Source organism: Bacteroides xylanisolvens (genome assembly GCF_018289135.1).
GTDB classification, from domain to species: Bacteria; Bacteroidota; Bacteroidia; order Bacteroidales; family Bacteroidaceae; genus Bacteroides; species Bacteroides xylanisolvens.
Genome location: NZ_CP072216.1, coordinates 85395 through 110192, shown reverse-complemented (window position 1 = coordinate 110192; position 24798 = coordinate 85395). Strand labels below are relative to the sequence as shown.

20 protein-coding genes are annotated in these 24798 nt (G+C 44.4%); 2 read left to right on the top strand and 18 right to left on the bottom strand.

What is annotated here, in order from left to right; all coding sequences use genetic code 11:
• Positions 1 to 36: 36 nt before the first annotated feature.
• Both INE92_RS00440 and INE92_RS00435 read right to left on the bottom strand, forming a co-directional pair.
• Positions 37 to 582: a 7-carboxy-7-deazaguanine synthase QueE gene (locus tag INE92_RS00440; RefSeq protein ID WP_004320698.1), complete on the bottom strand. Its 546-nt coding sequence runs from the start codon at positions 580 to 582 to the stop codon at positions 37 to 39.
• A gap of 21 nt (positions 583 to 603) precedes the next feature.
• Positions 604 to 960, bottom strand: a complete 357-nt coding sequence (locus INE92_RS00435) for a 6-pyruvoyl trahydropterin synthase family protein (RefSeq protein ID WP_008644274.1) — start codon at positions 958 to 960, stop codon at positions 604 to 606.
• 129 nt (positions 961 to 1089) lie between these two features.
• Between INE92_RS00435 and INE92_RS00430 the strand changes: the two genes are divergently transcribed.
• On the top strand, positions 1090 to 1449 hold the full coding sequence (locus INE92_RS00430) for a YbaN family protein (RefSeq protein WP_004304786.1): 360 nt from the start codon (positions 1090 to 1092) through the stop codon (positions 1447 to 1449).
• Here INE92_RS00430 and INE92_RS00425 read toward each other — a convergent pair.
• From INE92_RS00425 to INE92_RS00350, 16 genes are all read right to left on the bottom strand, one after another.
• Entirely contained in the window at positions 1419 to 1985 is a 567-nt protein-coding gene (locus INE92_RS00425; RefSeq protein ID WP_008644267.1) for a 5'-methylthioadenosine/S-adenosylhomocysteine nucleosidase family protein, read from the bottom strand. The two genes, INE92_RS00430 and INE92_RS00425, sit on opposite strands and share 31 nt — an antisense overlap.
• A gap of 26 nt (positions 1986 to 2011) precedes the next feature.
• The gene (locus INE92_RS00420; protein ID WP_008644265.1) at positions 2012 to 3298 is read right to left on the bottom strand and encodes a Fic family protein; all 1287 of its coding nucleotides are present in this window, start codon (positions 3296 to 3298) and stop codon (positions 2012 to 2014) included.
• 203 nt (positions 3299 to 3501) lie between these two features.
• Positions 3502 to 4368, bottom strand: a complete 867-nt coding sequence (locus INE92_RS00415) for a carbohydrate kinase family protein (RefSeq protein ID WP_195436277.1) — start codon at positions 4366 to 4368, stop codon at positions 3502 to 3504.
• Between the two features lie 4 nt (positions 4369 to 4372).
• Positions 4373 to 5401, bottom strand: a complete 1029-nt coding sequence (locus INE92_RS00410) for a zinc-dependent alcohol dehydrogenase (RefSeq protein WP_195436278.1) — start codon at positions 5399 to 5401, stop codon at positions 4373 to 4375.
• On the bottom strand, positions 5398 to 6483 hold the full coding sequence (locus INE92_RS00405; protein WP_074909486.1) for an SGNH/GDSL hydrolase family protein: 1086 nt from the start codon (positions 6481 to 6483) through the stop codon (positions 5398 to 5400). Before INE92_RS00405 ends, INE92_RS00410 begins: the two co-directional genes overlap by 4 nt.
• A 21-nt stretch (positions 6484 to 6504) precedes the next feature.
• Positions 6505 to 7827 (bottom strand): mannitol dehydrogenase family protein, encoded by a 1323-nt coding sequence (locus tag INE92_RS00400; RefSeq protein WP_195436279.1) that lies wholly within the window; start codon positions 7825 to 7827, stop codon positions 6505 to 6507.
• Positions 7814 to 10051 carry a histidine phosphatase family protein gene (locus tag INE92_RS00395; protein WP_195436280.1) on the bottom strand — a complete coding sequence of 746 codons (2238 nt, stop codon included), beginning with the start codon at positions 10049 to 10051 and terminating at the stop codon, positions 7814 to 7816. Before INE92_RS00395 ends, INE92_RS00400 begins: the two co-directional genes overlap by 14 nt.
• Before the next feature lie 40 nt (positions 10052 to 10091).
• Positions 10092 to 11366 carry an FAD-dependent oxidoreductase gene (locus INE92_RS00390; RefSeq protein ID WP_118419015.1) on the bottom strand — a complete coding sequence of 425 codons (1275 nt, stop codon included), beginning with the start codon at positions 11364 to 11366 and terminating at the stop codon, positions 10092 to 10094.
• Complete coding sequence (locus tag INE92_RS00385; protein ID WP_032851256.1) at positions 11366 to 12742, bottom strand: ComEC/Rec2 family competence protein; 1377 nt, start codon at positions 12740 to 12742, stop codon at positions 11366 to 11368. The genes INE92_RS00390 and INE92_RS00385 overlap by 1 nt, the downstream gene beginning before the upstream one ends.
• Positions 12730 to 13059: a hypothetical protein gene (locus INE92_RS00380; protein ID WP_004313403.1), complete on the bottom strand. Its 330-nt coding sequence runs from the start codon at positions 13057 to 13059 to the stop codon at positions 12730 to 12732. Before INE92_RS00380 ends, INE92_RS00385 begins: the two co-directional genes overlap by 13 nt.
• A gap of 17 nt (positions 13060 to 13076) precedes the next feature.
• Positions 13077 to 14030 (bottom strand): DUF6772 family protein, encoded by a 954-nt coding sequence (locus tag INE92_RS00375; protein ID WP_008651152.1) that lies wholly within the window; start codon positions 14028 to 14030, stop codon positions 13077 to 13079.
• A gap of 21 nt (positions 14031 to 14051) precedes the next feature.
• Positions 14052 to 15791 (bottom strand): RagB/SusD family nutrient uptake outer membrane protein, encoded by a 1740-nt coding sequence (locus INE92_RS00370; protein WP_009039732.1) that lies wholly within the window; start codon positions 15789 to 15791, stop codon positions 14052 to 14054.
• A gap of 24 nt (positions 15792 to 15815) precedes the next feature.
• The gene (locus INE92_RS00365) at positions 15816 to 18902 is read right to left on the bottom strand and encodes a SusC/RagA family TonB-linked outer membrane protein (protein WP_004304773.1); all 3087 of its coding nucleotides are present in this window, start codon (positions 18900 to 18902) and stop codon (positions 15816 to 15818) included.
• A gap of 5 nt (positions 18903 to 18907) precedes the next feature.
• The gene (locus INE92_RS00360; protein WP_009039731.1) at positions 18908 to 20272 is read right to left on the bottom strand and encodes a BACON domain-containing protein; all 1365 of its coding nucleotides are present in this window, start codon (positions 20270 to 20272) and stop codon (positions 18908 to 18910) included.
• 31 nt (positions 20273 to 20303) lie between these two features.
• Entirely contained in the window at positions 20304 to 22094 is a 1791-nt protein-coding gene (locus INE92_RS00355) for a sodium:solute symporter family protein (RefSeq protein WP_211421278.1), read from the bottom strand.
• 14 nt (positions 22095 to 22108) lie between these two features.
• Entirely contained in the window at positions 22109 to 23428 is a 1320-nt protein-coding gene (locus INE92_RS00350; RefSeq protein ID WP_004313408.1) for an FAD-dependent oxidoreductase, read from the bottom strand.
• Positions 23429 to 23758: 330 nt separating this feature from the next.
• Here INE92_RS00350 and INE92_RS00345 point away from each other — a divergent pair, with 330 nt between their 5' ends.
• Positions 23759 to 24781 (top strand): LacI family DNA-binding transcriptional regulator, encoded by a 1023-nt coding sequence (locus INE92_RS00345; protein WP_004313409.1) that lies wholly within the window; start codon positions 23759 to 23761, stop codon positions 24779 to 24781.
• Positions 24782 to 24798 lie beyond the last annotated feature (17 nt).

The following is a 24798-nucleotide window of genomic DNA, read 5'->3' as shown; positions in this document are numbered from 1 at the left end:
AATTTAAGCTTCTTCCGCATCACCCGTCTATTTTGTTCAACGGATGTCGATTAATTTGTGTGTTTGCAGGCTGAGTCTCCATTTGGGATGTCGCATTACACAGTCCACTGTTGAAGCAGTGTTATTACAAGAACAAGGCTGGAGGAAAAAATGTTCGGCCGGAAGTAGTTCAAAAATACTTATATCTTGTCCTTCATAGACCACTTTCACTTCATCCATCCGGTCGATGGCAAGTTTCGCCCCTTGTTTTGGGGAGCAGGTCACCCAGTCGATAGCTGCCGGCAGGGGGCGTGTACCGTTGGTTTCGATGGTCACATATTTGCCTGCTTGGTGCAAACGGTCGATCAATTCATCGTCTATCCATAAGGAAGGTTCGCCGCCCGTAAGGACAACGGTGACGGCAGGATATTTTTTCACTTCGGCGATAATTTCATCGTCGGTCATCATTTTTCCTTCTTCGTGTTGTGTGTCGCAAAAGTCACATTTCAGGTTGCAGCCGGAAAAACGGACAAAGATGGCCGGAGTTCCGGTATGGTAGCCTTCGCCCTGCAAGCTGTAAAAGATTTCATTAATCTTTCTCATCATCAAAATTTGTTTGGTTTGCTATTCTTGTCCTTCTGCGCTGCCGGAATCTTTCTCGTAAATGACAATGTTTCCTTCCGATTCCTGCACTTCTACTTTATAGCATTGAGGAATCTGTTTGCATACCCACCGGGCGATATTCTCCGCTGTGGGATTAAATGGGAGTACTTCGTTCAGATTTTGATGGTCGAGTTTCTCCGTGACCACTTCTTTGATGCGGGTGAAATCTACCACCATTCCTTCGGAGTTGAGCCGCGCGGAACGGCAATAGACGGTGATAATCCAGTTGTGACCGTGTAAACTGGCGCATTTACTGCGATACGGGAGTACCAGCTTATGAGAAGCCGAGATCTCCATGCGTTTGATTACTGTAAACATGAGTGTATGTATTTTAATAGTTACACGCATCTAATGTCACCTCGATGCAACGGCAAAGGTAATATAAAATAGAGTTTTCATCCAGCAAAGAGTGTTATTTTTTCCCTTTTTTTGCACTATCTTTGCCGCATGAAAACTCTATATATTGTTTTAGGTAGTATTTCCCTTGCGCTCGGCATTCTCGGCATCTTTCTGCCGCTACTGCCCACTACCCCTTTTCTATTGCTCACCGCCGCCCTTTATTTCAAAGGGTCACCCCGATTATATAACTGGCTGCTCAATCATCGACACTTCGGTCCTTACATCCGCAATTTCCGCGAAAACAAGGCGATTCCTCTCCGTGCCAAAATAATTTCTCTCGTATTAATGTGGGGAACGATGCTTTATTGCATTTTCTTCCTGATTCCTTTTATATGGGTAAAGATTCTCCTGGGATTGATAGCCGCAGGAGTCACTTATCATATTCTTTCTTTCAAGACATTGAAATAGTGTGATAGTCCCTGCCGTGCATCGGCAAGTTTATCCTCCCAATGTTTCACGGAGTTCTGGCCAATAATGTCAGTCACGTATTTCACGGAAATAAACGGGATTTCTTTTGAACGGCAGACAAATGCCTGTGCGTATGCTTCCATATCTACAACATCTCCGCTAACGTGAGTCAACTCGGTGAGGAAGCCATCTCCTGTATTGCAGATTCCATGTTCCGTCCAATGCGTGCAATAACCTTTTTCTTCGAGCAGAGCTGATGAATCGACCTCACACTCCAATCCGAACTCTTTCATTTTCTGCATATCACGGTCTACAAACTTGCGGCATACAAAGATGTCTCCTACCTGATGGTTGACTGTTCCGGCACTTCCGATATTGAGCACCAAGTCCGGTTGTACCTGACGGATTGCCTCTGCCAAATGAAAGGCTGATTTCACTTTACCAATACCTGTACGAACGTAGTAAGGTTCTATATCCGGCCATTTAAGTTCTACAAATTCGCCTTGTATGGCGTAGGTTACTAATATTTTCAACATGGGTTTCTTTATTTCACAAATTATTATTATCCAATGAGATATGCAAAATACTTATATACCAAATCGTCGATTGACATCTCCTTTTGTTCAAAACGCATTTTATCCAATGGAGAAATTCTTTCCTCTACAGTTTTTTGCTTCTTATACATAGAAGATATATAATCATTTCCATCACGATTTATCAGTACAGAATCAGTAAAGTCAGCTACTCGGGTATCTGATTCTACATAATTTAATGTGTATGATACATCCCTGACACGCCCCTGTATAGGCGAAAGAATTCCCTTTGCCACTAAATCCTTCACATCCCTGGTAGCTGTATCTAATGAAACTTCGGCCAACTTGCTCCAATTTTTTGCAGTAAGTTTTCCTTCATAGCCATTCAGATATATATTGAGGATCATTCGTTGTCTTTCAGTTATAATGCTCCCCGAATGAGTTTTCCAAAAAATCGCTTTATTCAATATGCCGCTTAACAAGCCATTGGATTCATCAATAGCCCGTTTAAGACAAGCCAGATACCATTCTAACCATTCTGTAATATCACCATTTCCACGTTGAGCCTGTTCCAGCATACGATAATAAGCCTTCTTTTCCTTATTAATCTGCATAGACATACTAAAGAATCGCAATTTACTGCGATCTGTCTGGGATAATACCATATCTGATATAGCTCTCGCAATACGACCATTCCCATCGTCAAACGGATGGATACATACAAACCAGAAATGAGCAATTGCAGACTTTAATAATGACGGAGCTATATTGGGGGCATTAAACCATAAAAGAAATTTATCCATTTCGTCATATACACGTTCCGGCCCGGGAGCACGATAATGTATTCTTTCCCGCCCAAATGTACCGGAAACAACCTCCATAGCTTCAGTACGATAACTTCCCACTAAAATATCAGAAAAGCCACTTTTACCTGTTGGGAAAAGTGCGGAATGCCATCCGAATAATCTATCATGTGTTAACGGAGTTTCGTAATTCATTATAGCATCAAGCATCATCTCGACCATTCCATCAATATAATGCGTCGGTTCTTTCACATCGGGTACAGTTACACCTAATTTTCGGGCAACGGAAGAACGTACCTCTGCTGTATTCAAAGTTACTCCTTCAATTTCTGAAGATGCAACAACATCATGCGTCACAGCTTCCACCGTAGCGATCATCTGACTATCAAATCCAATTGTACTTAACCTTCCAACAAGATATCCGATAGCCCTGTTTGTCAGGGCTATCGCATCTGACAATCTTTCAGCGTCCCATCTGAATGAACTCCAATTTTCTATTTCATGGATAAACATACCATCAGTTATTTCTGCAAAAATAACTATTAAATTGGAGTTATCTATAAAAATGCGGTTAAAAGAGGTATGATAAGCCGCAAATTTTGCGGTTAATTAATGAGATTAAACCGCATTTAATAAAAACAAGGCATATTCACCACGCTTGGTTTGAAGAATCATTCAAACCAAGTACGAAACTTCCTTATGTGGAGTACCCAATATTACTTTTTACTATCCGGCAACGGATTAATAGCCCCCCTTTGTGTACAAGTATATGCCGATACATCTACCGCTTTGCGGTGTGATTCAGCGACCGACGCCCCTCTAAGTATGTTCACAACAAAGGTAGCAGTAAACGAGTCGCCTGCACCTACAGTATCAGCCACCTCGACTTTAGGTGTATCTATGGATGAAATTTCCCCACTTACATCATATATGCCACTACGTACTGCGCCCTGTGTGAATATAACATATTTGAGCGAAAAACGAGCTATGAGTTCTGCGATAGCTTCCACAAAATCAGTAGAAAGAGAAAGGAGAGAGATCAATAATGGCAATTCGTCTTCATTCAATTTGAGCACATTTGCCTTTTGCAAGGATTCCACAATCAAGTCTGTCGAATAAAAATGTTGCCTGATATTAATATCAAACACCTTCAAAGAGGTATCCGGCACGGCATCTATGAGTCTCAAGATTGCAGCACGTGACTTTTCACTTCGTTGTGCCAAAGAGCCCCAACAAACAGCATCTGCATCGCTGACAAGTTTCATGGTCGCAGGACTACACTCGATAGCATCCCAAGCAACATTCTCAACAATCTCATATTGCGGTACACCGGCCTCATTCAACGACACAAGCACTTTACCTGTCGGCAAAATATTACGGGAAATATATCCTAAATCAAGTCCGGTCTCTTTAAGCACCGTAAATGTTTCATCACCGAGTTCGTCGCCACCTATTGCCGTAACGGGATATGATTCTGCTCCCAATTCCTTCGCAAAAAAGCAGAAATTGATAGGCGCTCCGCCAAGTCTCTTACCTTCCGGGAAGCAATCCCAAACAACTTCTCCTATACCTATTATTTTCATGGTTTTATAGTTTAATAATTATTTTCATGGATGTTGCACCATTCTCATCTATAAATTTATATGCCTTGTCATACTGTTCGAACGGAAAATGATTCGAAATAAGCGGTTCGAGACAGATAGCTCCCGAACTTACCTGATCGATAGCCGTAAGATAATCTTCATGGCGATACATCATCGTTCCGTTCACCTTCAGTTCGTGCTCTCCCAAATAGAACATATTAAGCGACGGATCCTTGCCAAATACCGCCACTACAACGATGGTACTCCCTTTTTCGATACACTCCATAAGCGAACGAATACTCGACTCAACCCCGGCAACCTCAAACGCAGCTTGAAAATCTTCATCCCCGAAAAGCCTCTTCGCTCCTTCTTTGAGCGGCGTCTTAGCTACATTGAGCGTATCTATTATGCCACATTTACGAGCGATTTCAAGTCTGAAATCACTTACATCGGTAATAAGAACCCGTTTGGCTCCTCTTGCCTTAGCGAACTGCGCCACGAGGTTACCGATTGTTCCGGCACCCGATACAACCACATTCTTACCTTTCAAGTCCCCGCCACGCATGGTTGCATGCGCAGCCACTGCCACCGGTTCTATCATAGCCCCATAATCAAGTGACATACCTTCAGGCAATACCGCAATCCTGTCATCATCAACCACAAAAAAGTCTTGCGCAGCTCCATTTGCCTGAAAGGCTTGCACTCTTAGCTCTTCACAAATATTATACTCTCCCCGCTGACAAGGCTTGCACTTCCCACACGCGAGTTGCGGACGTGCGGTGACAACGTCACCCGCCTTGCAGATCGTAACCGCCGCCCCCGTAGCGACTACCACTGCCGAATATTCATGCCCCTGAACTACCGGATAGAAAGTTGCCGGATGACATCCGTGATAAGAATGTATCTCACTTCCACAAATACCAATTCTCTTAATATTCAGAAGTACCTGATGTTCTTTCAGGTCCGACGCCTTAGGCGCCTCAACCTCACGAAATTCAATATGTTTTGGTTCTACTAATACCGCTTGTCTCATTTTATACCATATTTACTTAAAATTTCTATTACCGGAGTCTCTATTGACTTCGCCCAAAGTGCATATCCATAACTACTTGGATGAGTTCCGTCGACCGATGTCTCATGCGCATCGGAAGCATCAGGCGTAATCAGATAAACGTCTTTATATTTCGGGTTCGTGCGGATTTTTGCAAACAACTCCTCTACGGTTGCCGCCTTAGCCCGTTCTTTCGCATCAAGAACTGTATCGAATGAACGTCGTTCACGATAGATAGTACGCTGAAATATCAACGGAGTAGCCGGATGTGCCGCTATAAGCCGATCGATAAACGGCATCAGGCGCTCTCTTATCAGTTCTGCGTCAGGATTTGAAAAAGTATCGAATATAAAGGCATCAGCCTTGACTTCCGCAAGAACATCGAGCATGTAAGGCTGCATCAGGCAACGTCCGCTTGTTGCGAGTGACACGACTTGAAGACCAGTATTACGCATAAATTGCATGGGATAACTCATACCGGATCGATCCGTGCTCACTCCCTGCGTAAACGAAGAGCCATATACCGCTATCCTGTGACGAAAATCGGACTTCAACGGTTCGATAACAGCATCGTCATCTATCCCTATCTTACAAGAAATGACCTCCGAATACATCGGCATATACATCATACATTCGTGCATCGTACCATCCATATTCTCAATGAGCATGAATGTCTCGGTTTTCTCGCCCTTATACGCTTTCAATGAACCGCTTGCCGCATACTGCCATTGACCGTCTGCATTTTTGATATAAAGATCATATCCTTTATAAGAGATCGGCATGGTTGAATGGCTCGAATATACATATCCCCACTTTGTCGTAATCTGTATATTACGCGTGTTCGTTTTAAACAACACAGCCATACCGGCAGAGCAACGGAGTTGTCGATTCTCCGTCCTGTTAAAACCTTTATAAACCAATGTATCGACTCTATGATACGGATTGGGAGTCGATTCAAACGGCTTACCTATCAGGTTAAGCGTTGACGCCTCCGTCTGTTTTTGTGCCGAAACCGACAATACGCACGAAAGCGACAGAACAACCGTTATGAAAAACTTCTTCATTGCCTTGGATTTTTTAGTTGTTTACTGTAATAAGACTTTCAATCCTTCCGCTACCTGCATAGCATAAAACTGCTCATACTTTTCCATAAACACAGGATATTTGTCCAGTCCCAATGACACAAAAGGTGATATTTTCAAGAACTCGGCCGACGATCCTCCAGAAATCAACTTCCTATCCGCCGGGGTGATGTGAGGTTCGGAGATAGCTATATTTTCACCGGACTCGGTGCGCGCACCTATCAGGTATTTGCAATAAACAGCTATCAGGAAAGCCTCTATCGAAATATCCTTCCCATCCTGCAACATCTGTTTGAGTATGGGTACCACATAAACGGCAAACTTGGCAATGCCATCGCCGCAAAGCCGTGATACCTGATCGCTGATCGCCTTGTTTGAAAATCGTTCGATAAGCTGGTCTTTATACGCTTCAAGGTCAACGCCTTCGGGAACCGGAACATAAGGAGTAACGTCCCTGTTCATAAACAGCTTTATCATTGCACGATACCTCTCGTCTGCCATTACAGCATCGACCTTCCTGAATCCTTCCATATAGGCAGGATAAGAAAGAAGAGTATGTGACGCATTGAGAAGACTTAATTTCATGATTTCGTACGGGGTCACATCATGGGTGAATGTAACTCCCACCTTCTCCCATGCAGGACGGCCTGCAATGAAATTATCTTCAATCACCCATTGTATAAAGTCTTCACAACACACATCTGTAACCTTACCCGGTTTTGTTACGGGAGTGATTCGATCCACCATCGAATTCGGGAACGTCACTTTCTTTTTCGCCCACGCTGCCACCTCGGGATATTTCGCTTCGAAGTATGACATAAACGCACATTTGGCGGCATTGCCATTCATCTGCATGTTGTCACACGAAAGAATCGTAATCGGCAAATCTTTCTCCATCCGGCGTTTAAGTCCTTCGGCTACATACCAGAACACACTGCGCGATTGGTTAAAATCAACCTTATATCCCCCTTCGGTAATGGTGAGAGAGATGATTTTTATCTCCTCCGATGCTATTTTAGCGATGATAGGCTCACTATCTATTTCCCCCCATGCCAGTTCTACAAGCGAACCAATCAGCATACTATCCTGTTCGCCGGAAGGGCTGCATGTCGTCAATTGATATATGCCGTCGTCTTTCTTGAGGGCGTTGAACAATACCCCGTCCGTAGGCATAATCATGGCTCCGAATACCCCCCAGCATCTTTGTGACGGATCTTCAAGTAATAGATTTGTGTAAGCTTCGAGATGTGCACGATGGAAGTTTCCAACGCCGAAATGTACTATTCCGGCCTTTATTTCAGCACGATTATAATTAAAAGTCTTCATACGATAATTTCAATGTTTCGGCAAGTGATTTTTCCACCTTGTCGCAATGTTCTATATAGAATTTATAAACCTCATTCCATTTATAATAAGATGCTTCAACCGCTTCCAACGGCAACCGGAGGTCTTTTTCATTCAGCATAAACTTAACTAAAACGTCCGGATTGCCTTCTGATTGGTAAAAGATCATCTGAAGGTTCGCACCCATCGGAATATCCCAGTACTTCCAACTCCGCAACGCTTCTTTGGAATTACCAGCCTCCCGCGCCCACGTTCCGGCTTGCAGATTTGTCAAGATGGCCATCAGAACGCCATCGTGTCCGAAGTTGAGATTGATGCCATGACGCTTGCGAACCAGATCTTCGGCAGATTCGTCTAACAAATGGCGTAACGTGCGGGATGCAAGTCCCCAACTACGCCCGTGAGATACCGGTTCAGGACCTTTCTGCGCAAAATACTTATAGTTCTCGATTTCTGCCCAAGCCAATATTTCCTCTTCTGTAAAGATATCCCATATAGGCACTTGGCGGTCGAGGCATTGCATCAGTGATGCCATTAACCAGAAACGATGGATCAGGTCGTACTTGTCATACTCACTTTCTACTTGCGTAACATCTATAAACAGTCTTGTAAAAAAAGCATCCACATCCAACTTTTCATCTATATATGAACGATATTTCTTATACCAACTGTTTTCTTTACCGAGTATATACTTATCAAGCGGACTCCTGTCGGGACATACGTTACCGTATGGATTCAGTGTGGCAAGGAACGAACGGGAGTTGTCTATCTCCGCCCATTCAAGCCCGGGACGCAGCGACAAAATGCCCGAATTTACAGATTGCATGGTGGCCGCCACCCGAAGCACATTCGTTGCGTTAGTCTTCAAATAGGGATGGCCTTCAAATACTTCCGGATAATTTTGTACCATCCTCCGGCCTATCTCCCTTGTCTGACGATAACCGATTTGCGTCAGATCGCCTTCTTTGTAAAACACATTCTTCTTGAACGGTTCAAGACGTTCGTACAGGGCTTTCCCAAAATCGGTAAGGTTGTTTGTGGCATGAGCTTTCTCCAATACGCCGTATATGGCAGGATAAGTCACCTCATCGTCTATCTGACGCGCTCCATGACGGAAATAGCCGTTTATATAGAAAGGCTTATATCCTTTGGGCGCCGGCGTAACCGGATGTGAAAGATCGGTCACATAATACACGCCGCCCGCACGTTCCGGATCCCTGCGTATCTCGTCGAGAGGATTTTCGGTCACCGGCTTTTCTTTCGGAAGAGAGAGTTTGAATATGCAAGGAAGATCGGACGTCTTTTTCGCATTCGTATTGGTATTGACATACATAACTCCGTCTTTGACCACAATATCTTCCGGTTCGTAAATAACCTGTTCCTGCACATTGTACCGGGCAGTAATCGTCCGCCTATCCGTATCGTACACCCGGATGCAGGAAGGACGGCTGTCATCCTGTTTCCCAACTCCGAAGCAGAAATAGATTTTACCATCATGCATACAGCCCGCTTGCGTGAACCATACCTCATAGGGGAACACCACCTGATCGAGAATGTCATTTTCGTCGAGGCGCACCTTTGCGCCCTCACTCAACGATGGTATGCGGAATTTGGTGGCGACATACTGGTTTTCCCATGCATGCTTTGTCACCTTCGCCACAGTACGTTTACGTGCCGAGAATATCCATATAAATCCCCGTTCCCGATCGACCAGCCAGCTTGGTGCACCAAAGATGGGGACATACCCTTTCTCCGCCCACTTCGAGCCATCGAGTTCAATTGTCTGTGCGATTTCGCTGCTAAAACGTTTTCCACGACGGGTGATGCTCTCCACAAAACACAACCATTCCAACTCGCTTCCTACCTTCCCGTTTGTGATATACAAGAGAGGAAACGATGCTCCGCGTTTTGTCTCGACGCCAAAGCATACATTATTTACATGGTTGTCCGGATGGGAGGACGCCAACTCAAAGCCTGCCACAGGTTTCGGATCGGCACTTTTGAAATCATAGATATTCACGTGCCCTCCATCCTCGCACGAGAATATGTAATCATCCCATATTTCAAGTCCTTGCTGTGCCCGCCCCCGTCCTTCCTTTGCCAGGAAGACAGAGCACTCTACCTCTTTCTCCGGCTCTACATACAACTGGGCGATAAGGGGAATAGAGATCAGTAAGCACACGACAGACAAATAGATCTTTTTCATAAGTATGCTCTATAAATTTAAAGTATGATTATGTTCTACGTTAATCGAACAGCTCTACGCCTAACGACTCAAGCCGTTTCTGCAACTCTCCTACATCGAGAGCCCGCGGAGTACAGTGCTGCGACGCACTCATGGCAGCAGCAATACCAACTGCCTCTCCCATCGCCATGCAAATACTCATGACACGATATGAAGCGTGAGCTCTGTGAGTACCCGATATACACCGTCCCGCCACCAGAAGCCCTTCCAAGCCCAACGGGAGAAAACAACGATACGGCAAATCGTATGGTTTGCAATATTGGATGGTTGGTTCCGCCTGTCCGGCTCCGTCAGGATTATGTATATCGACAATGAACAATGCTTTATGTACCACCACATCGGCAAAACGGCAGCCTTCCGCCATTTCATCGGCATCGATCACATAGTCGCCCATCACCCTGCGGCTTTCGCGCACTCCGGTTGTTGTACCACTTCCGATCACTCTACAGTTTTCGTAACCCGGCAAATTTTCTTTCAAGAATTGAGTCAGGAGGCGTATCTGTTGCCTAAGTTCAAGATCGGCGGTGAAAATAGAGCTTACCGAAGTAATATCCACCCTATTGACTTGTGTCGTATTTACCTGACGGCAACCCGGTCTGACCGACGGATGCAAACGCACGGCAGCAAGCATCCGGGGAAGTTTGCCCTCATCGGCTTTCTTTTTACACCAATCAAGAAAACACTCGCCATTCAATTGAACATTGTCTACATCTCCAATGCAGATAATTCCTTTCGACTCATCTACGCCATCAATGGTGTATTCAAGGGTTACAGGCTGCATGAGTCCGTCAGCACGTCCTTTTTCTATTTTTGCACCGGCAAGAAAAGATACTATGGCATCACCGGTACAATCAATTGTAACCGCGGCTTCAAAACAGAGCGTCCCCTCGTTACTTGCACACTTAATGCCTTTTACCACCTTTCCGTCACGAATAACATCCGACACGCAACATTGCAAAAAGACATCGACGTTCTTTTCCCTGGCGACAAATTCTGCCAATGTAAGTTTTGCCTCTTCGAAATCGTGAGCATTTCCATGTTCGCCAATCCAGTCATTGTCTTCGACGCCAAGAATAGCACAAACCTCATCGCGCATCGTGTTCTTGCTTACACTACCGAGAATAGGGCCGACATACCCGGCGGTCAGGTTACCTCCGATGACTCCGTATCTTTCGATAAGGGCAACACGTGCTCCTTGCCGGGCGGCGGCTACAGCCGCACATATCCCGGCAGGACCTGCACCTGCTACTATTACATCATAATATTTTGTATTCATTATCTGCTTGTATATGGACCGGAAATAGTCTTAACAGTCATTGCCCCGTCAGAATCTGTGATTGTCACAACTCTATATTTGTTTCCCCCATCGGTCACACGAACTACAATATGTCCATCATATCCCTTTACTCTCGCAGCCTCTTCCGCCGTAACCCGGTCGTCTACTCCGCTGGGGCGATCGCCTTGCCAGAAGTTAGTGATAAACATGTCACACGCAGGGAGTGTTGTCTCCATCGAATTCAGTATATCGGTACGGGGATGACAATCTACCCACGAATTGACAACAATCGTTTGTGGATTAAGTGCTTTCAGAGCATCCACCTGATTGGTGTTGGTTACACCGTGATGGTTAGCTTTCAATAATTCCACCTGACCTACTGCTTTTGCACAGGGCAGTTCGGCATCTTTCCACGCATGACTCGAACGTCCGTTATACTGAAGGTCACCACCGGCAAAGAAATCAAAGTTGCCATACGAAACTTTCATCACACAACTGGTTATATTCTCCGGCGGACAATTGTCACTGGAGGTAATGTTCTTACTGTTTTCGTATGAAATCTCCGAGAGTTCAGGGAATGTCTTCTTTGTGGTAGTGCCCGAACCTGTCCAGATCTCTCCATTCACTGCCACGTTTTGCACCTTTGCAGTAGGATACTTTGCAGGATTATACTTCTGAACGATCTGATCATTCGCCCCTGCTTTGAATATCGCAGCATCGAACTTTTGATTGGCGACATGCCATTTCACTGCATTGATATAGTTATTACAACTTGGAGCATTGTCTGCCATTGTCGCCATATTGAACGGATAGTTATAATCGGGATAGCCACGATCGAGAAGCGTACCAATCTTGAAATTGTCGAAAATCTCGGCAAAACCTATCAACGAATAAGTGTCGGAGTTGGAAGATTTCGGCAAGGAAGAAGTATAACCGCCGAAGTGGTCATTATGGAAGTGGGTAAGTACGGCATAATCAATCGTGCTGTTACCTGTCCATACCATACACTTACGAATGTAATCAGTTATAATCTGTGAACCACGGGTAGAAGTCAGAGTCGGATCCCAACGACTACGGATACCGGTGTTGGTCGTATTACTATTAGAGTTGGTCGTAACACTCGAACTTGCGGCATCGATAAGCATTTGCGTACCATCCGGGAATATTACAAACATGCTTTCACCGGTAGTCGTATTGATGAAATGAATATCCATCACACCCTCCTGCCAGGCAGGAATCGTCTTACCTACCTCTATTTCAGTGGCAGCATCTTCCCCACCTCCATCCGGACGAATCAAAAATGAGTGAGACTCATTGGAGCTGCATCCTACAATCGCAAGGATGAACAGACTAAATATAAATATTAACCTTTGCATGCTATATGAAGATTTAAAAACATCTCTCCGCCTTCAATGCTGACGGCAAGACGAATATAATTACCAAAATTTGAATTTACCTTTATAATATGTTGGCCAAGTCCTTTGAAGATTACAGGATCACTACCGTCGTCAGCCCAATGTATGCCGTCTTGCGATAGTTGTACACGACCTTCGAATACGGGATCTCCTTCTATTTTCTCAACCATAACAAAGAATATAGCCTCATCTGCCCAACCAGCCTCGTAAGGATGAGTGAAGAAAGTACCTTTAAAGAACTTCTTTACCTCAAGATGGGAATCATTAAACATTTTCATATATTACATTCCTCCTTTTATTCTTGTGAAACAACAACAGAATCTATATAAAAGAATACACGACGATTGGTATCAGTACCCACCCAGAAAAGAGGATTGATAAGATTGTCGATGCGTCCATATCCGTCAACGGTATCAGCTGCAATGCCACGCATATCCCAAATTCTGTCCTGACATTGGAACTCTACATATTCACGAAGCTCTGTGTCAAGTTTCAGACGCATGTATTGCCAATTGAGTTTACAGTCGGTCTCATTGTAAATGAGTTTCTGATGACCATCTTTCAAATCCTTGAATCCATCGTGGTCGCCATTAGGATAACGGCGGCCGAACCACCAGGGATCGACTCCCCTCTTACACCAGTCTCCGTCAAGTCCATAAGCCCAATCGCGGTCGGTTATGTCTTCATTGGAATGTTCATACTGCCACTTCTGCATTAATTTGCCATCTACTGCATTGAGATAACGAATTCCTACATGGTAACGTTTTCCACCCTCCTGTACATCGAATCCCATACCAAAATCGCGGATGGAACTCTCATGTAAACCCGGTTGCGGACGGTCACCGCCATCCACCACATCCTGTTCCGCCGTGTATGTAAACCAACATTCTATCTGCAAATATTTGCAGCCCGGACGAGAGAACGAAAGCCGCTTAATGGCATGTCCCAGACAACCTTCCGCCGGAATCTCCGTATAAGGAGCGGCAACAGGTCTTGTCGAAAGTTTAAGAGAGTAAGTGCCGGACATAGCTCCGTGAGTGCCCGGATACCTGAAAGTAGCGGAACTAAGCATGACCGGTGGCCACTGGTCTTTATTGACCAATGTCTTGGGAACATCAAAATCGGGATATTCCGTAAAGTTAGGCATCAATGTCATCCAACCGTTAAAGCCGGTGTTGAATACATCATAGCTCAACACCCTTTTCAATGGTTGATAGCGACTGCGCAATAAAATTTCTCCAATGCTCATAATATCATTTATTTAATAAAGTTAGTACCCTGGATTTTGAACAAGTTTGCCATTCATTATCAATACATCATCACTTGGCAATGGCCACAAATAAATCTTCTCATCATACTTACGTTCACCATGCTGGACGATATAGGTTCCGTCGGCCATCGCTTCAAAAGAAGGAAATCCGTCTTTGTCAAATGTCGGAGTCTCCGGCCAAAACCAGTTGCCTGCCGCAAAGTATTCCTTTGCCCTGTTGGCTGTACGGGTAAATCCGTACATATTGTGTCCGAAAGCATTCTCAAACTGATGCCAACGAAGCAAATCGAAATAGCGTAGATTTTCCCATGCAAACTCCACACGACGCTCACGACGGAGCACTTTGCGCAATGCCGTCTGATCGGTTGTCGTGATGGACGGATAGTCGTTGGTTTGTGTACGGGTGGTGCCATAAGCACGGGCACGGACATCGTTGATGCAAGCAATGACAGTAGCGTCAATCTCCCCCAGTTCAATCTTAGCTTCGGCATACATCAACAATACATCGGCATAACGCATGAGAATGACGGGGTTGTCGTTATACAAAGTAGTACGCCATGACTCTTGCGCGCCTTTGCGCAGGCAACAACCATTGTAAGCACAGTTGGAAGCATCCGAACCGCCTTTGGAATCTTTGTTTGTAATCATACGATTTTGTGTATAGTCCATTACTTCGAGTGCGTTTGGCGCAGGGTTCCACTCAATACCATAGATACGGCTGCCGGGAGCAGCAAATGTTTCCAGGCAACGGGGATCACGGTTGGCAAATGGATCGTGAGGATCAAAACCGCTGCCCGGTTCATCAATCGTCTTGCCATTCGTCATTTCGTAGACAGCAAGAAGTTCCCACGAAGGTTGCGCATTATGTGTACCGCCTGCCGAACGGGCAATAAAGGAACCGATAGCCTGTGTAGTAGGTTTACCGTTTTCATCCAACTCAAGGTCGCTTGAGTGAGCAACAGAGAAAATAACTTCTTTGCTTCCTCTTGTCTTGTCGCGGAAAAGTTCACCATAATCAGGGGCCAAGTCATATACTTCCAGATCCATACAGTCTTGCGCAGCCTTTGCGGCAGTCCCGTAGTCGTGTTGATAGAGAGCGGTACGCGCCTTGTAAGCATAAGCCGTTCCTTTGTCCACACGGGTGGCGCCGCTATTATTATTTGCGGCCGGCAAATTTTCTGCGGCATAGTCATAATCTTCATAAATTTGTTTCAGAACGACAGCTTTGTCGGTACGCCCCATCTCAAATGCTTCCTCCGGAGTAATCGAAGTCACGTAGAAAGGAACATCTCCCCAAAGAGTAATCAAACGTGAATAAGCAAATGCTCTGAAAAAACGGGCTTCGGCACGAAGCGTATTCAGTTCAGTGGTGGAATATTTGCCTTCAAGTTTGTCGAGCGCCTCCAAAATCCGGTTGGCACGACTAATGTTCTTATACGTGTAACTCCAAACAGTCTTGATGTTAGGATTACTTGTAGAAGACGCATTCAGTGAACCTGCCGCAATGGTGTAAATGTTGGTTCGTTGCGCCCAGTCATCCGTATTACGGTCCAGCGTCCAACCTTCTTCTATAACAAAGAAGGTACTGCGATAAAAATCGTTCAACGAGATTCGAACTTCCTCCGGTGACGAGAACCAGTTTTCGCTGGATGCAGCTGAAGGAGGATTCAGATCGAGGTTCACACAAGAAGTTACAGATAGAAGAGCTATCATGCAAATCAATACATGTATTTTTTTCATATTATGTAATTTTTTCATACTCCATTAGAATTTGATATCCACTCCAAATGTATAAGTGCGTGTGATATAGGTAGAAGCGCCTGCTTCAGGGTCCCATCCCGAAAGATAACTATCAAAGCAGTATGGATCATCGATATTGACGTACACCCGAAGTCCCTTGATTCCGACTTTAGAGACGATTTTTTTAGGAACTGTATAGCCAACGTTGATATTCTTTATACGCATATAGGCACTACTCTTGAGCCAGTAGTCCGACATTTTGTAGTTGTTGTATTCACCGCCCTGATGACTCAAACGGGGATAGCTGGCTGCCGCGTTCTGCTCTGCAGTATTATATACACTCCAATAATTACGGCTGCCATTGTCGTTCAGAAGGACTGACGGAGCCGGAAGCCATTGTCCCTGCATGGGGCGAATCATACTTTCGGTGAGGCGTGAAAGTTGTTTCCCGACACCATTGAAGAGTAAGGAGAAAGAGAGACCTTTCCAGCCCAAACTAATAGAACCTCCATATAGATAGTGTGGCAATGAGCTGCCAAGCACTACGCGGTCGTATGTCTCATTGATAATTCCGTCAGGAGTGCCGTCCGGACCGCTGACATCTACATATTTCACATCACCCGGTTTGGTAGAAGCCGAAAGCAGAGCGCTTTCACTGACTTCCTCTGCGGTCTGGAATAAACCAGCAGTCTTATATCCATACCAGGAGTTATATTCTGCGCCTTCGGTAATAATGGTACCATCGCTGTTAAACTGCTGCTTGCCGTTAAGATTATCTATTATAGACTTGTAATCAGAGATATTAAAACTTACCGCATAATTTACATCTCCGATACGGTCAGACCAGCCGAGTTTCACTTCCCAACCACGGGTATGCATTTTACCTACGTTCCTGTCAGGTGCCGAATAACCTGTAAACGACGGGATTGCCACTGACAAGAGCATATCTGTTGTCTTCTTATAATAATAGTCTGCGCTAAAGTCAAGACGATTGTTAAAGAAAGCGGCATCCACACCTATATCCCAGCTCTGTGTTTTCTCCCAATGGATATTCTCATACGCATAATCCTGTTGAGCGGCAGACATCGAAGATTGGGGCGTAGAACCTGCACTGTCATACATAATGGCATTATTGAACGAAATGTATGTCTGATAAGGATAATTTCCAATCCGCTCGTTACCGAGCGTACCGATAGAGGCACGGAACTTCAGATAGTTTATCGGGGTTATGTTTTGCATGAACTTCTCGTTAGAGATGACCCAACCCACCGATGCGGACGGGAAGAATCCCCAACGGTGATCCTTGTGAAAACGTGAAGATCCGTCTTCACGAGCATTGAGCTGGAGGTAGTAACGGCTGTCGTAATTATACATGACACGGCCAAAAAATGAACGGTATGCATTCTGATAAGAATTGCCGGCTACGGCAAGAGCATTCTTGTTCGCCAAATCAAGATAAGGGAAAGAAGACAAAGACATATCGTTGGTCGATCCCGACATCGTTTCATACGTATAACTATAATCTTCATAACCGACCATGGCATTGAAGTTATGTACCTTGCTGAAGGTCTTGTCGTATGTAGCGATGAATTGTTTCTCCAATGATTTGATGTTACGGCGTTCTTCACTTAGCGAATTGGAAGTATATCCTGAAACATATCCCAGCATAACATCGGTTTCGTATGCATCGTAAACAGGTATGGCTTTCTTCATCTCCTTGATCGAAACAGTTCCGACGGTAGGAGTCAGGTTGGCAGTAAGGGTCAAATCTTTTATGGGCTTATAGCTCAACGAGAATTTACCGGTCATTGTGTTGGATACGGTCTTCTTCTCTCCGCCTTCCAATAAGGCGGCAAGCGTATTGCTAAGACTGCCGTCTTTACCAGGACCAACACGGCCATCCGGATAAAGTCCCAAATAAATGGAAGGATACATATAAGCTGCACGAATCGGACTACCGGAAGTCGGGTCATTTTTCGTGGCATAACGTACCGAGAAATCGATAGAACCGGAGAGCTTATCACTAATCTTGAGATTATTACGCGAACGGATAGAGATTCTTTCGTGGTTTGAACCTTTATAGATAGCGTCGGCATTTTCGTAGGTAGCGGAAGTGTGGCTCTTGATTACCTTGTTGCCATACGTCATGGTCAAGTTGTGCTTATGGCGCATAGCAGTATTCGAAAGAATAGCGTCTTTCCAATCATAGATAGGATATTGAATGGGATCATACCTGTTGTTGGTAGCATAGTTGTCGATGTAGTCCTGTGAATAGTTGGCAAACTCGCCTCCCGCAGGATTACCGGCATCGTTCCACGACCATTCGTTATACATTGTCATGTAGTGATAAGGGTCGGTCAGGAATTTCGGAAATTCGGTAGGAGAAGACAACGAAATCTCTCCGTTATAACCGATCGAAAGTTGTCCCTCGGTTGCCTCCTTAGTCGTTATCAAGATAACACCGGCAGCAGCACGGGCACCATAGATGGATGCAGAAGCTGCATCTTTAAGTACAGTAATCTGCTGTACGTCTTCGCTTGCTATATTGTCGAGGCTACTGACCATCATACCATCGACAAGGATAAGCGGACTCGAATCAGACATTGTTGTCACACCACGCACCTGAACCGTAGCACTTGCCCCCGGCATACTGCTCGAACGGGTAACCGTCAGTCCCGGAATCAGTCCTTGCAAAGATTGTGAAAGTTGAGACGTGCTCTGTTTCTCGATAAGCGAACTGTTGATTACACCGACCGCACCTGTAAGATCTTTCTTTTTTACAGATCCATAGCCGATAACAACTGTCTCTTCAAGTTGTACAGCATCCTCTTTAAGTTTTATATTTACTACACTCTTACCATCCCACACCACAGTCTCGGTCACATAACCAAGATAACGGAATTCTATTGTATGGCCTGATTCAGCGCCATTGAGCGCATACTTTCCCGACATATCGGAGGTAGTACCTTTTGCATTGTCTTTATCGTGGATCACCACTCCGACAAGAGGACCATTGGCATCGCTAACGACACCCTTCATTACATTCTGTGCAAAAGCCAGATTGATTTGCAGGAAACATGCCAATAACAGGCTTAATATACTTTTTTTCATACTATTTATTCTACGATTTCAAGCAATACATGTTGGTTATACTCTTTGATTGCCGCACCTGTTTCAGGGTTACTTGGATGTTGCGCTGAAAAACGTGTCTGGCCGCTTGCATGTGTCCAGTCAATATATTTTCCGGCATATCTGGCACCACTAAGACATAAACGGCCTGCCTGTCCGAATCTTAGCACAATCTCATCCATATCCTTAGTCGTGGTAAATATTCCTTCGGCAGGGATATATGCGCCATTGTTACTGCTATCGAGCAACATTCCCGCAAAGTTGTAGGTAATAGTCGCCGAGTAATTGATAGGTGCACCCGACAGTGTCTCTGTCGCACTTTCCTGAAGAGTCGAAGTCGGAAGAGCCGGTTTCCATTCTTCTCCATCCTTGAACTCGATCATCCAGTAGTTGGAACACATCGTTCCTAATTTGGTCACAAAATAGAAGTGTATCTTGGTACCGGCAGGAATGGTCGTACCTTTCATATCCCCATAGACATACCAATAATCACCCGGAATAGCTCCTGATACATACGGGTCACCATTAGCACCCACGGCACGGCTGCATACGACTTTCTGCTCTACATAACCTGTCCGGTCACATGCCCAATACTCAATCTTACCACTTCCGGCACTCGGAGCAATATACTTGCCATTGGTTCCCGGGAATACCGATTGTGCCTCATCATCAGCAAATGTTCCACTTGTGTTGGCAGTTAAACTATTCAAGTCCCAATCAGCCAAAATGCCCGAGAAAGCATCTTGTACAAGAGTATAGGTATAGTCTGTATCATCCTGGATGGTTACCGTTACTTTAATTGTCCTTTTGGTAAATGTCTTGTTCTCCGGGAAAGTAAGTTTAATATCACATTCGCCTACCCCATTTGCAGGAGAAACGGTCACATCCGCATCTGTACACACAGCCTTCCACTCCTTATCGCCAAAGACTTTGAACGAAGATTCTGTTGTAGTTGCGTCAATCGATTCGGTGATAGGACTGATACCTTTCGGAACAATCATCTTTTGGGTAATAACCAGCTTTAGAGGAGTTACATCATCGCCAATGAAACGAATGGCACCGACACGTGAACTAGTCGACGAATTTTCAGAGACTTTGATTGTAAATTTAGTAATCTCACCTTGTGTCTCATGCGAATCAACAACTGCCCAATGGCTATCGCTTCCATCGGTCTGACAATCGTTATTGACTCTGTAATAGACATTAGATGAAAGGTCAACAGTGAAAAGTCCACCTTCTGCTTCTACATCAAGTGTCTTTGTCGCGAGTGTCATATACGGATCATCCGAGTTATGACAAGATGCAAAAAGCACAAGCGACACACTTGCAAACAATAACATCTTTAGATTCATTTGATTAGTATTTAGGGTTATTAATAATTGACTAGCTAGACATTTTCAGACGTCTTGCATATATAATTCTGTATATCACATAAGCAAGTATCATGGCAATCATCAGTACGATACTTCCTATCACAATTCCTTTGACCGCAAGAGTCTTCGGATCGCCAGCAATAAGCAGACCTATCAGTAAGAGCGCAACGACACCAATGGTAATACAGAAGCAGTTAACAGCCAAATGCGAATAGATTAATACCGCTTTTTTCTCCTTTAATGTCGGTTCGCGATCGGCTTCAGGATCAGTATATTCACAAATGGCTTTATAACCATTATCTTCATACTTTTTACGTGCCGACCAAACTTCCATGATTGCAAGGATAAGTACAGGAAGTACACAACCGGCAACTGACTCTATAAGGCTTGGACTAATAACGGAGGCGGGAATTATGACGCGAGCCATAATACCAACGAGCCAGGTAAGAATCATTGCAGAAATAAGTTGGTTGCCTGTCAGCCGCTTCGAGAACAGTCCCCATATTGACGGAATGTATAAAGGACACATCACCATAGTAAGAAGAGTTACTACCACCTTTTCGGCACCTCCGGCAAACGGGATGAGCATTGACAAAGCGATAATCACAAGCCCAAAGACAAATGTGAAGAGACGTCCTACCTTGATACGCTTTTTCTCATCTGCCTGACGGTTTTTCTCTTTGTGTCCCCAAATATCATAAGTATATACATTGGCATATACATTCAAAATGCCCGAAACATTACTCAATGTAGCCGATAACATCGCTGCCAACATCATACCGACCATTCCTTTCATGAGCACGAGTTTGCTCATATTCACATAAGCGTGTTCGCCGTTGAAAGTCATTGTGGTTGCATCCAAATCAAGCGCAAGTCCAGGTTCCATCACACGATAAATCATGGTAGGAAGATACCAGATAAGAGGAGTGACGAGATAAAGAATTCCGATTAAATAAGTACTCTTTTTTGCGTCTCTTGTAGTAGGCACGCTTATGTATCGCTGTACAAACGGCCAGTCACCGCCAATCATAGACACATTGAGAAATATCCACAGTAAAAGCCACCCCCATGTATAGGTCGGAGATGTGCCCGAGAAGAATCCCGGTATCTCACTGGCCTTATCGATAAATGCACTTACGCCTCCTACCGCGTTAAATGAAAGAGGTATCATAAATACAACCACGGCCAGAAGTACTCCGAACTGAATTACATCAGTCATTAGTACCGCAAGAAATCCTCCGGCAATGGTGTATCCAAGAGCGATGGCACCAAGAATAAGAAGCGCCCACCAAATACTTAGGTAACCCATCGGTGAATCGCCCATCATACCCGTACTTGCAAAAATACTGCCACCATCGACTTTGATTAATGCACACATCACAACCGCTACCGCATACAGAGACACTGCCGTATGTACCGCACGGGCTATAATTCCTGAAATCGTGTAAAAACTTACCGTACGGTGTCCGAACCGGATGGTAAGGAACTCCCCCGGCGATTTGATACGTAGCTCCCGCCATTTGCCCGAGATCCATTTACCGACAATAAACGATGCTACGCCAAGACAAAGTGCAACAACTACCGCAACAAGTCCCGATTTATAAGCAACGCCTCCCCAAACGACAAAGGTACTTGCCGAGAAGATAGTCATGTAGGAAGAGACTCCCGACAGCCACCACGAAGAATTTCGCCCGGCAATAAACATATCTTCGGAGTTTTTAATTTTCCGGGACATCACAACACTCACGGCAATCAGTCCGAGAAAGTAGAGTAAAATAATAATATAATCTAACTGTTCCATATTCTGGTTCTTCTTTATATAATTGCTCCAAGTTTCTTCAATTCCTCTATGAGATTGTGAATATCAGCCTTTTGTACGGTCACACCTGCCTTTATACATTGTGCGGCTGCTACTCCTGCGGCTTGTCCTACCCCCATACAACTTGCCTGAACGCGAAGTGACGCAAAGGAAGTCTTATCAGCACTAATACAGCGTCCCGCTACGAGCAGATTCGGGAAATCTTCAGCTATAAGAGCACGATAAGGTACATACGCCGCTTTTTTAAGGAAAGTTACGCTCTGTTCCGCACCTGCTGCCACATGGATATCTATAGGATGTGCGCCGCGTGATATGCTATCAGGATATTTATAAGCATTCACATATTCTTCTGCTGTAATGGTATGTACACCTTTGATACGACGTGTCTCACGAATACCGGCATGTACGGCGACGGTCGTCACATAACTGTTTTTAAACTCTTCAAAGTTCTCTTTAAAGATTCGTGCTATTTTAAATACGTCTTCCCGTAAGCGACATTCCGCTGCGGTAAAATTTCTATTATCGATGGCATTTCCTGCAGTACGGGTCATATTAACCGTTACTTCGCCCGGACGAAGAGTGGTGCAAAACCAAGGACCTCCGAATTCGGGGATGCCAAGCTTCTCTTTCATTGCTAGAAGTTTCTCACGAACTGCAATGCAATGACAATTCTGCCCTTGTTTATTATGGTGCATGGCATCGATTATCATGGGCGAATCTGTATCCACACCGCCTAATATAAAATAGGTGGAAAGAGGTTGCAGCGGTTTACAATCATCTGTTTGCATCGGAACACCCGCCATAGCGGCAAGGTCACCATCCCCAGTGCAGTCGATATACATATCGGCACTTATGGCCTCTGTCCCATTCTTATTCTCAAAGAGGATACAGGATATTTTGCCGTCTTTTGCCTGGCAACCGCTTAAGTAAGAGTGCATATACATATCCACGCCGGCTTCCAGCATCATTTGCTGGCATAAAAGTTTGTAAAGCTCCGGATCAAAAGCTACATTGCCAAGAGGTTTCTCAATGATACAGCCTCCCATCTTCTCCAGCCGTTCGATAAATTCCCATGGAATACCGCCTATCACCTTTTCATTATTATAGGTGAAAACACTCAAAGGAGTAACAAGCCCCATTGTAGCCATTCCACCTAAAAAACCATATTGTTCCACAACAGCAGTTTTCGCACCACTGCGAGCAGCCGCAATGGCCGCAATGAAACCAGCTGGTCCGCCACCGCAGACAACTACATCGTAGTTGCCCACAATTGGAACCCGTTTCGAAATTTCTATACTTCGTACTTTCTTGTCCATGACCGTTTTTTATCCTTTAATTATTACCAATTCAAATAGATGGTAAACTTTGATGTGCTTTCGACCGCACTTATAAGAAAAGAGGTGTGTTTTCATAGTTCTTTTTCTTTAGTTCGACATCATGTTGATGTAGCAAAGATAAAGAACAAGAGCTTGAAAAAAAGTTTTTTCCTAACTCTTTTGCCTGCAAACGATTGCGGGAACGTTCCCAAAATCTGCAAACGTTACAAAAGCATTACACAAAGGCAAATGGGATTCGTATTTTACTCCAATATTAGGATTTATTGTTTGAAATCAATATCTTTGCTTTGATTTAAACAATCATTCAGCATGAAGTATATAACCATAAAAGACATCGCTCGACATTTGTCAATATCCGTCTCCACTGTATCTCGTGCATTGGGAGATGACAAGAATATCCGTAAAGAAACGAAAGAAAAGGTGATAGAAGCAGCTAAAAGATTGGGATATAGACCAAACCCTGTAGCAATCAACCTTAAATACGGACATACCAATACCGTGGGGGTGATCGTTCCTGAAATGGTTACGCCGTTTGCTTCACGAGTAATAAACGGCATACAAGAAGTGCTTCACACCAAAAATATAAAGGTGATTATTGCAGAGTCGGGAGGAGATCCGGAAAAAGAAAAAGAGAACCTGCAACTGATGGAAGGATTCATGGTGGATGGCATCATCATCTGTCTTTGCAGTTATAAAAGGAATAAGGAGGAATATGCTCGTTTACAGCAAGCGGGAATGCCTATGGTGTTCTATGATCGTATTCCCTATGGACTTGAAGTTCCGCAAGTAATAGTGGACGATTATATGAAGTCATTCTTTCTCGTAGAAAGTCTGATCCGAAGCGGACGCAAACAGATTGTTCATATACAGGGACCGGACGATATTTACAACTCCATAGAACGTGTCAGAGGATACAAAGACGCTTTGGCTAAATTCGGGATTCCTTTTGATAAGAATAATATGCTGATAAAAACCGGTATGACTTTTGAAGAAGGGAAAAAAGCAGCGGATATATTAGTGGAAAGAAATATTCCTTTCAATGCTATTTTCGCTTTTACGGAAACATTGGCTATTGGAGCTATGAACAGATTGAGGGAACTTGGAAAAAAAATACCCGAAGAAATCGCCGTAGCCAGTTTTTCAGGAACTGAACTTTCCAACATAGTCTATCCCAAATTGACTACAGTAGAACCGCCTTTGTACCAGATGGGGAAAAAAGCTGCCGAACTTATTTTAGAGAAAATCAAAGATCCGGCATCTCCCAATCATTCAATCGTGTTGGATGCGGAAATCAAAATGCGTGCATCGACGCCACGTTTGGAGGTATATTAATGACTTATCTACCAGAT

What these genes read in the sequence shown, in the direction of transcription:
- INE92_RS00425 (WP_008644267.1), bottom strand. Translation starts at nt 1,985, where the DNA reads ATGTTGAAAATATTAGTAACCTACGCCATACAAGGCGAATTTGTAGAA.
- INE92_RS00420 (WP_008644265.1), bottom strand. Translation starts at nt 3,298, where the DNA reads ATGTTTATCCATGAAATAGAAAATTGGAGTTCATTCAGATGGGACGCT.
- INE92_RS00355 (WP_211421278.1), bottom strand. Translation starts at nt 22,094, where the DNA reads ATGGAACAGTTAGATTATATTATTATTTTACTCTACTTTCTCGGACTG.
- INE92_RS00435 (WP_008644274.1), bottom strand. Translation starts at nt 960, where the DNA reads ATGTTTACAGTAATCAAACGCATGGAGATCTCGGCTTCTCATAAGCTG.
- INE92_RS00410 (WP_195436278.1), bottom strand. Translation starts at nt 5,401, where the DNA reads ATGAGACAAGCGGTATTAGTAGAACCAAAACATATTGAATTTCGTGAG.
- INE92_RS00385 (WP_032851256.1), bottom strand. Translation starts at nt 12,742, where the DNA reads ATGCAAAGGTTAATATTTATATTTAGTCTGTTCATCCTTGCGATTGTA.
- INE92_RS00405 (WP_074909486.1), bottom strand. Translation starts at nt 6,483, where the DNA reads ATGAAGAAGTTTTTCATAACGGTTGTTCTGTCGCTTTCGTGCGTATTG.
- INE92_RS00395 (WP_195436280.1), bottom strand. Translation starts at nt 10,051, where the DNA reads ATGAAAAAGATCTATTTGTCTGTCGTGTGCTTACTGATCTCTATTCCC.
- INE92_RS00400 (WP_195436279.1), bottom strand. Translation starts at nt 7,827, where the DNA reads ATGAAGACTTTTAATTATAATCGTGCTGAAATAAAGGCCGGAATAGTA.
- INE92_RS00415 (WP_195436277.1), bottom strand. Translation starts at nt 4,368, where the DNA reads ATGAAAATAATAGGTATAGGAGAAGTTGTTTGGGATTGCTTCCCGGAA.
- INE92_RS00360 (WP_009039731.1), bottom strand. Translation starts at nt 20,272, where the DNA reads ATGAATCTAAAGATGTTATTGTTTGCAAGTGTGTCGCTTGTGCTTTTT.
- INE92_RS00350 (WP_004313408.1), bottom strand. Translation starts at nt 23,428, where the DNA reads ATGGACAAGAAAGTACGAAGTATAGAAATTTCGAAACGGGTTCCAATT.
- INE92_RS00440 (WP_004320698.1), bottom strand. Translation starts at nt 582, where the DNA reads ATGAGAAAGATTAATGAAATCTTTTACAGCTTGCAGGGCGAAGGCTAC.
- INE92_RS00430 (WP_004304786.1), top strand. Translation starts at nt 1,090, where the DNA reads ATGAAAACTCTATATATTGTTTTAGGTAGTATTTCCCTTGCGCTCGGC.
- INE92_RS00380 (WP_004313403.1), bottom strand. Translation starts at nt 13,059, where the DNA reads ATGAAAATGTTTAATGATTCCCATCTTGAGGTAAAGAAGTTCTTTAAA.
- INE92_RS00390 (WP_118419015.1), bottom strand. Translation starts at nt 11,366, where the DNA reads ATGAATACAAAATATTATGATGTAATAGTAGCAGGTGCAGGTCCTGCC.
- INE92_RS00375 (WP_008651152.1), bottom strand. Translation starts at nt 14,030, where the DNA reads ATGAGCATTGGAGAAATTTTATTGCGCAGTCGCTATCAACCATTGAAA.
- INE92_RS00345 (WP_004313409.1), top strand. Translation starts at nt 23,759, where the DNA reads ATGAAGTATATAACCATAAAAGACATCGCTCGACATTTGTCAATATCC.
- INE92_RS00370 (WP_009039732.1), bottom strand. Translation starts at nt 15,791, where the DNA reads ATGAAAAAAATACATGTATTGATTTGCATGATAGCTCTTCTATCTGTA.
- INE92_RS00365 (WP_004304773.1), bottom strand. Translation starts at nt 18,902, where the DNA reads ATGAAAAAAAGTATATTAAGCCTGTTATTGGCATGTTTCCTGCAAATC.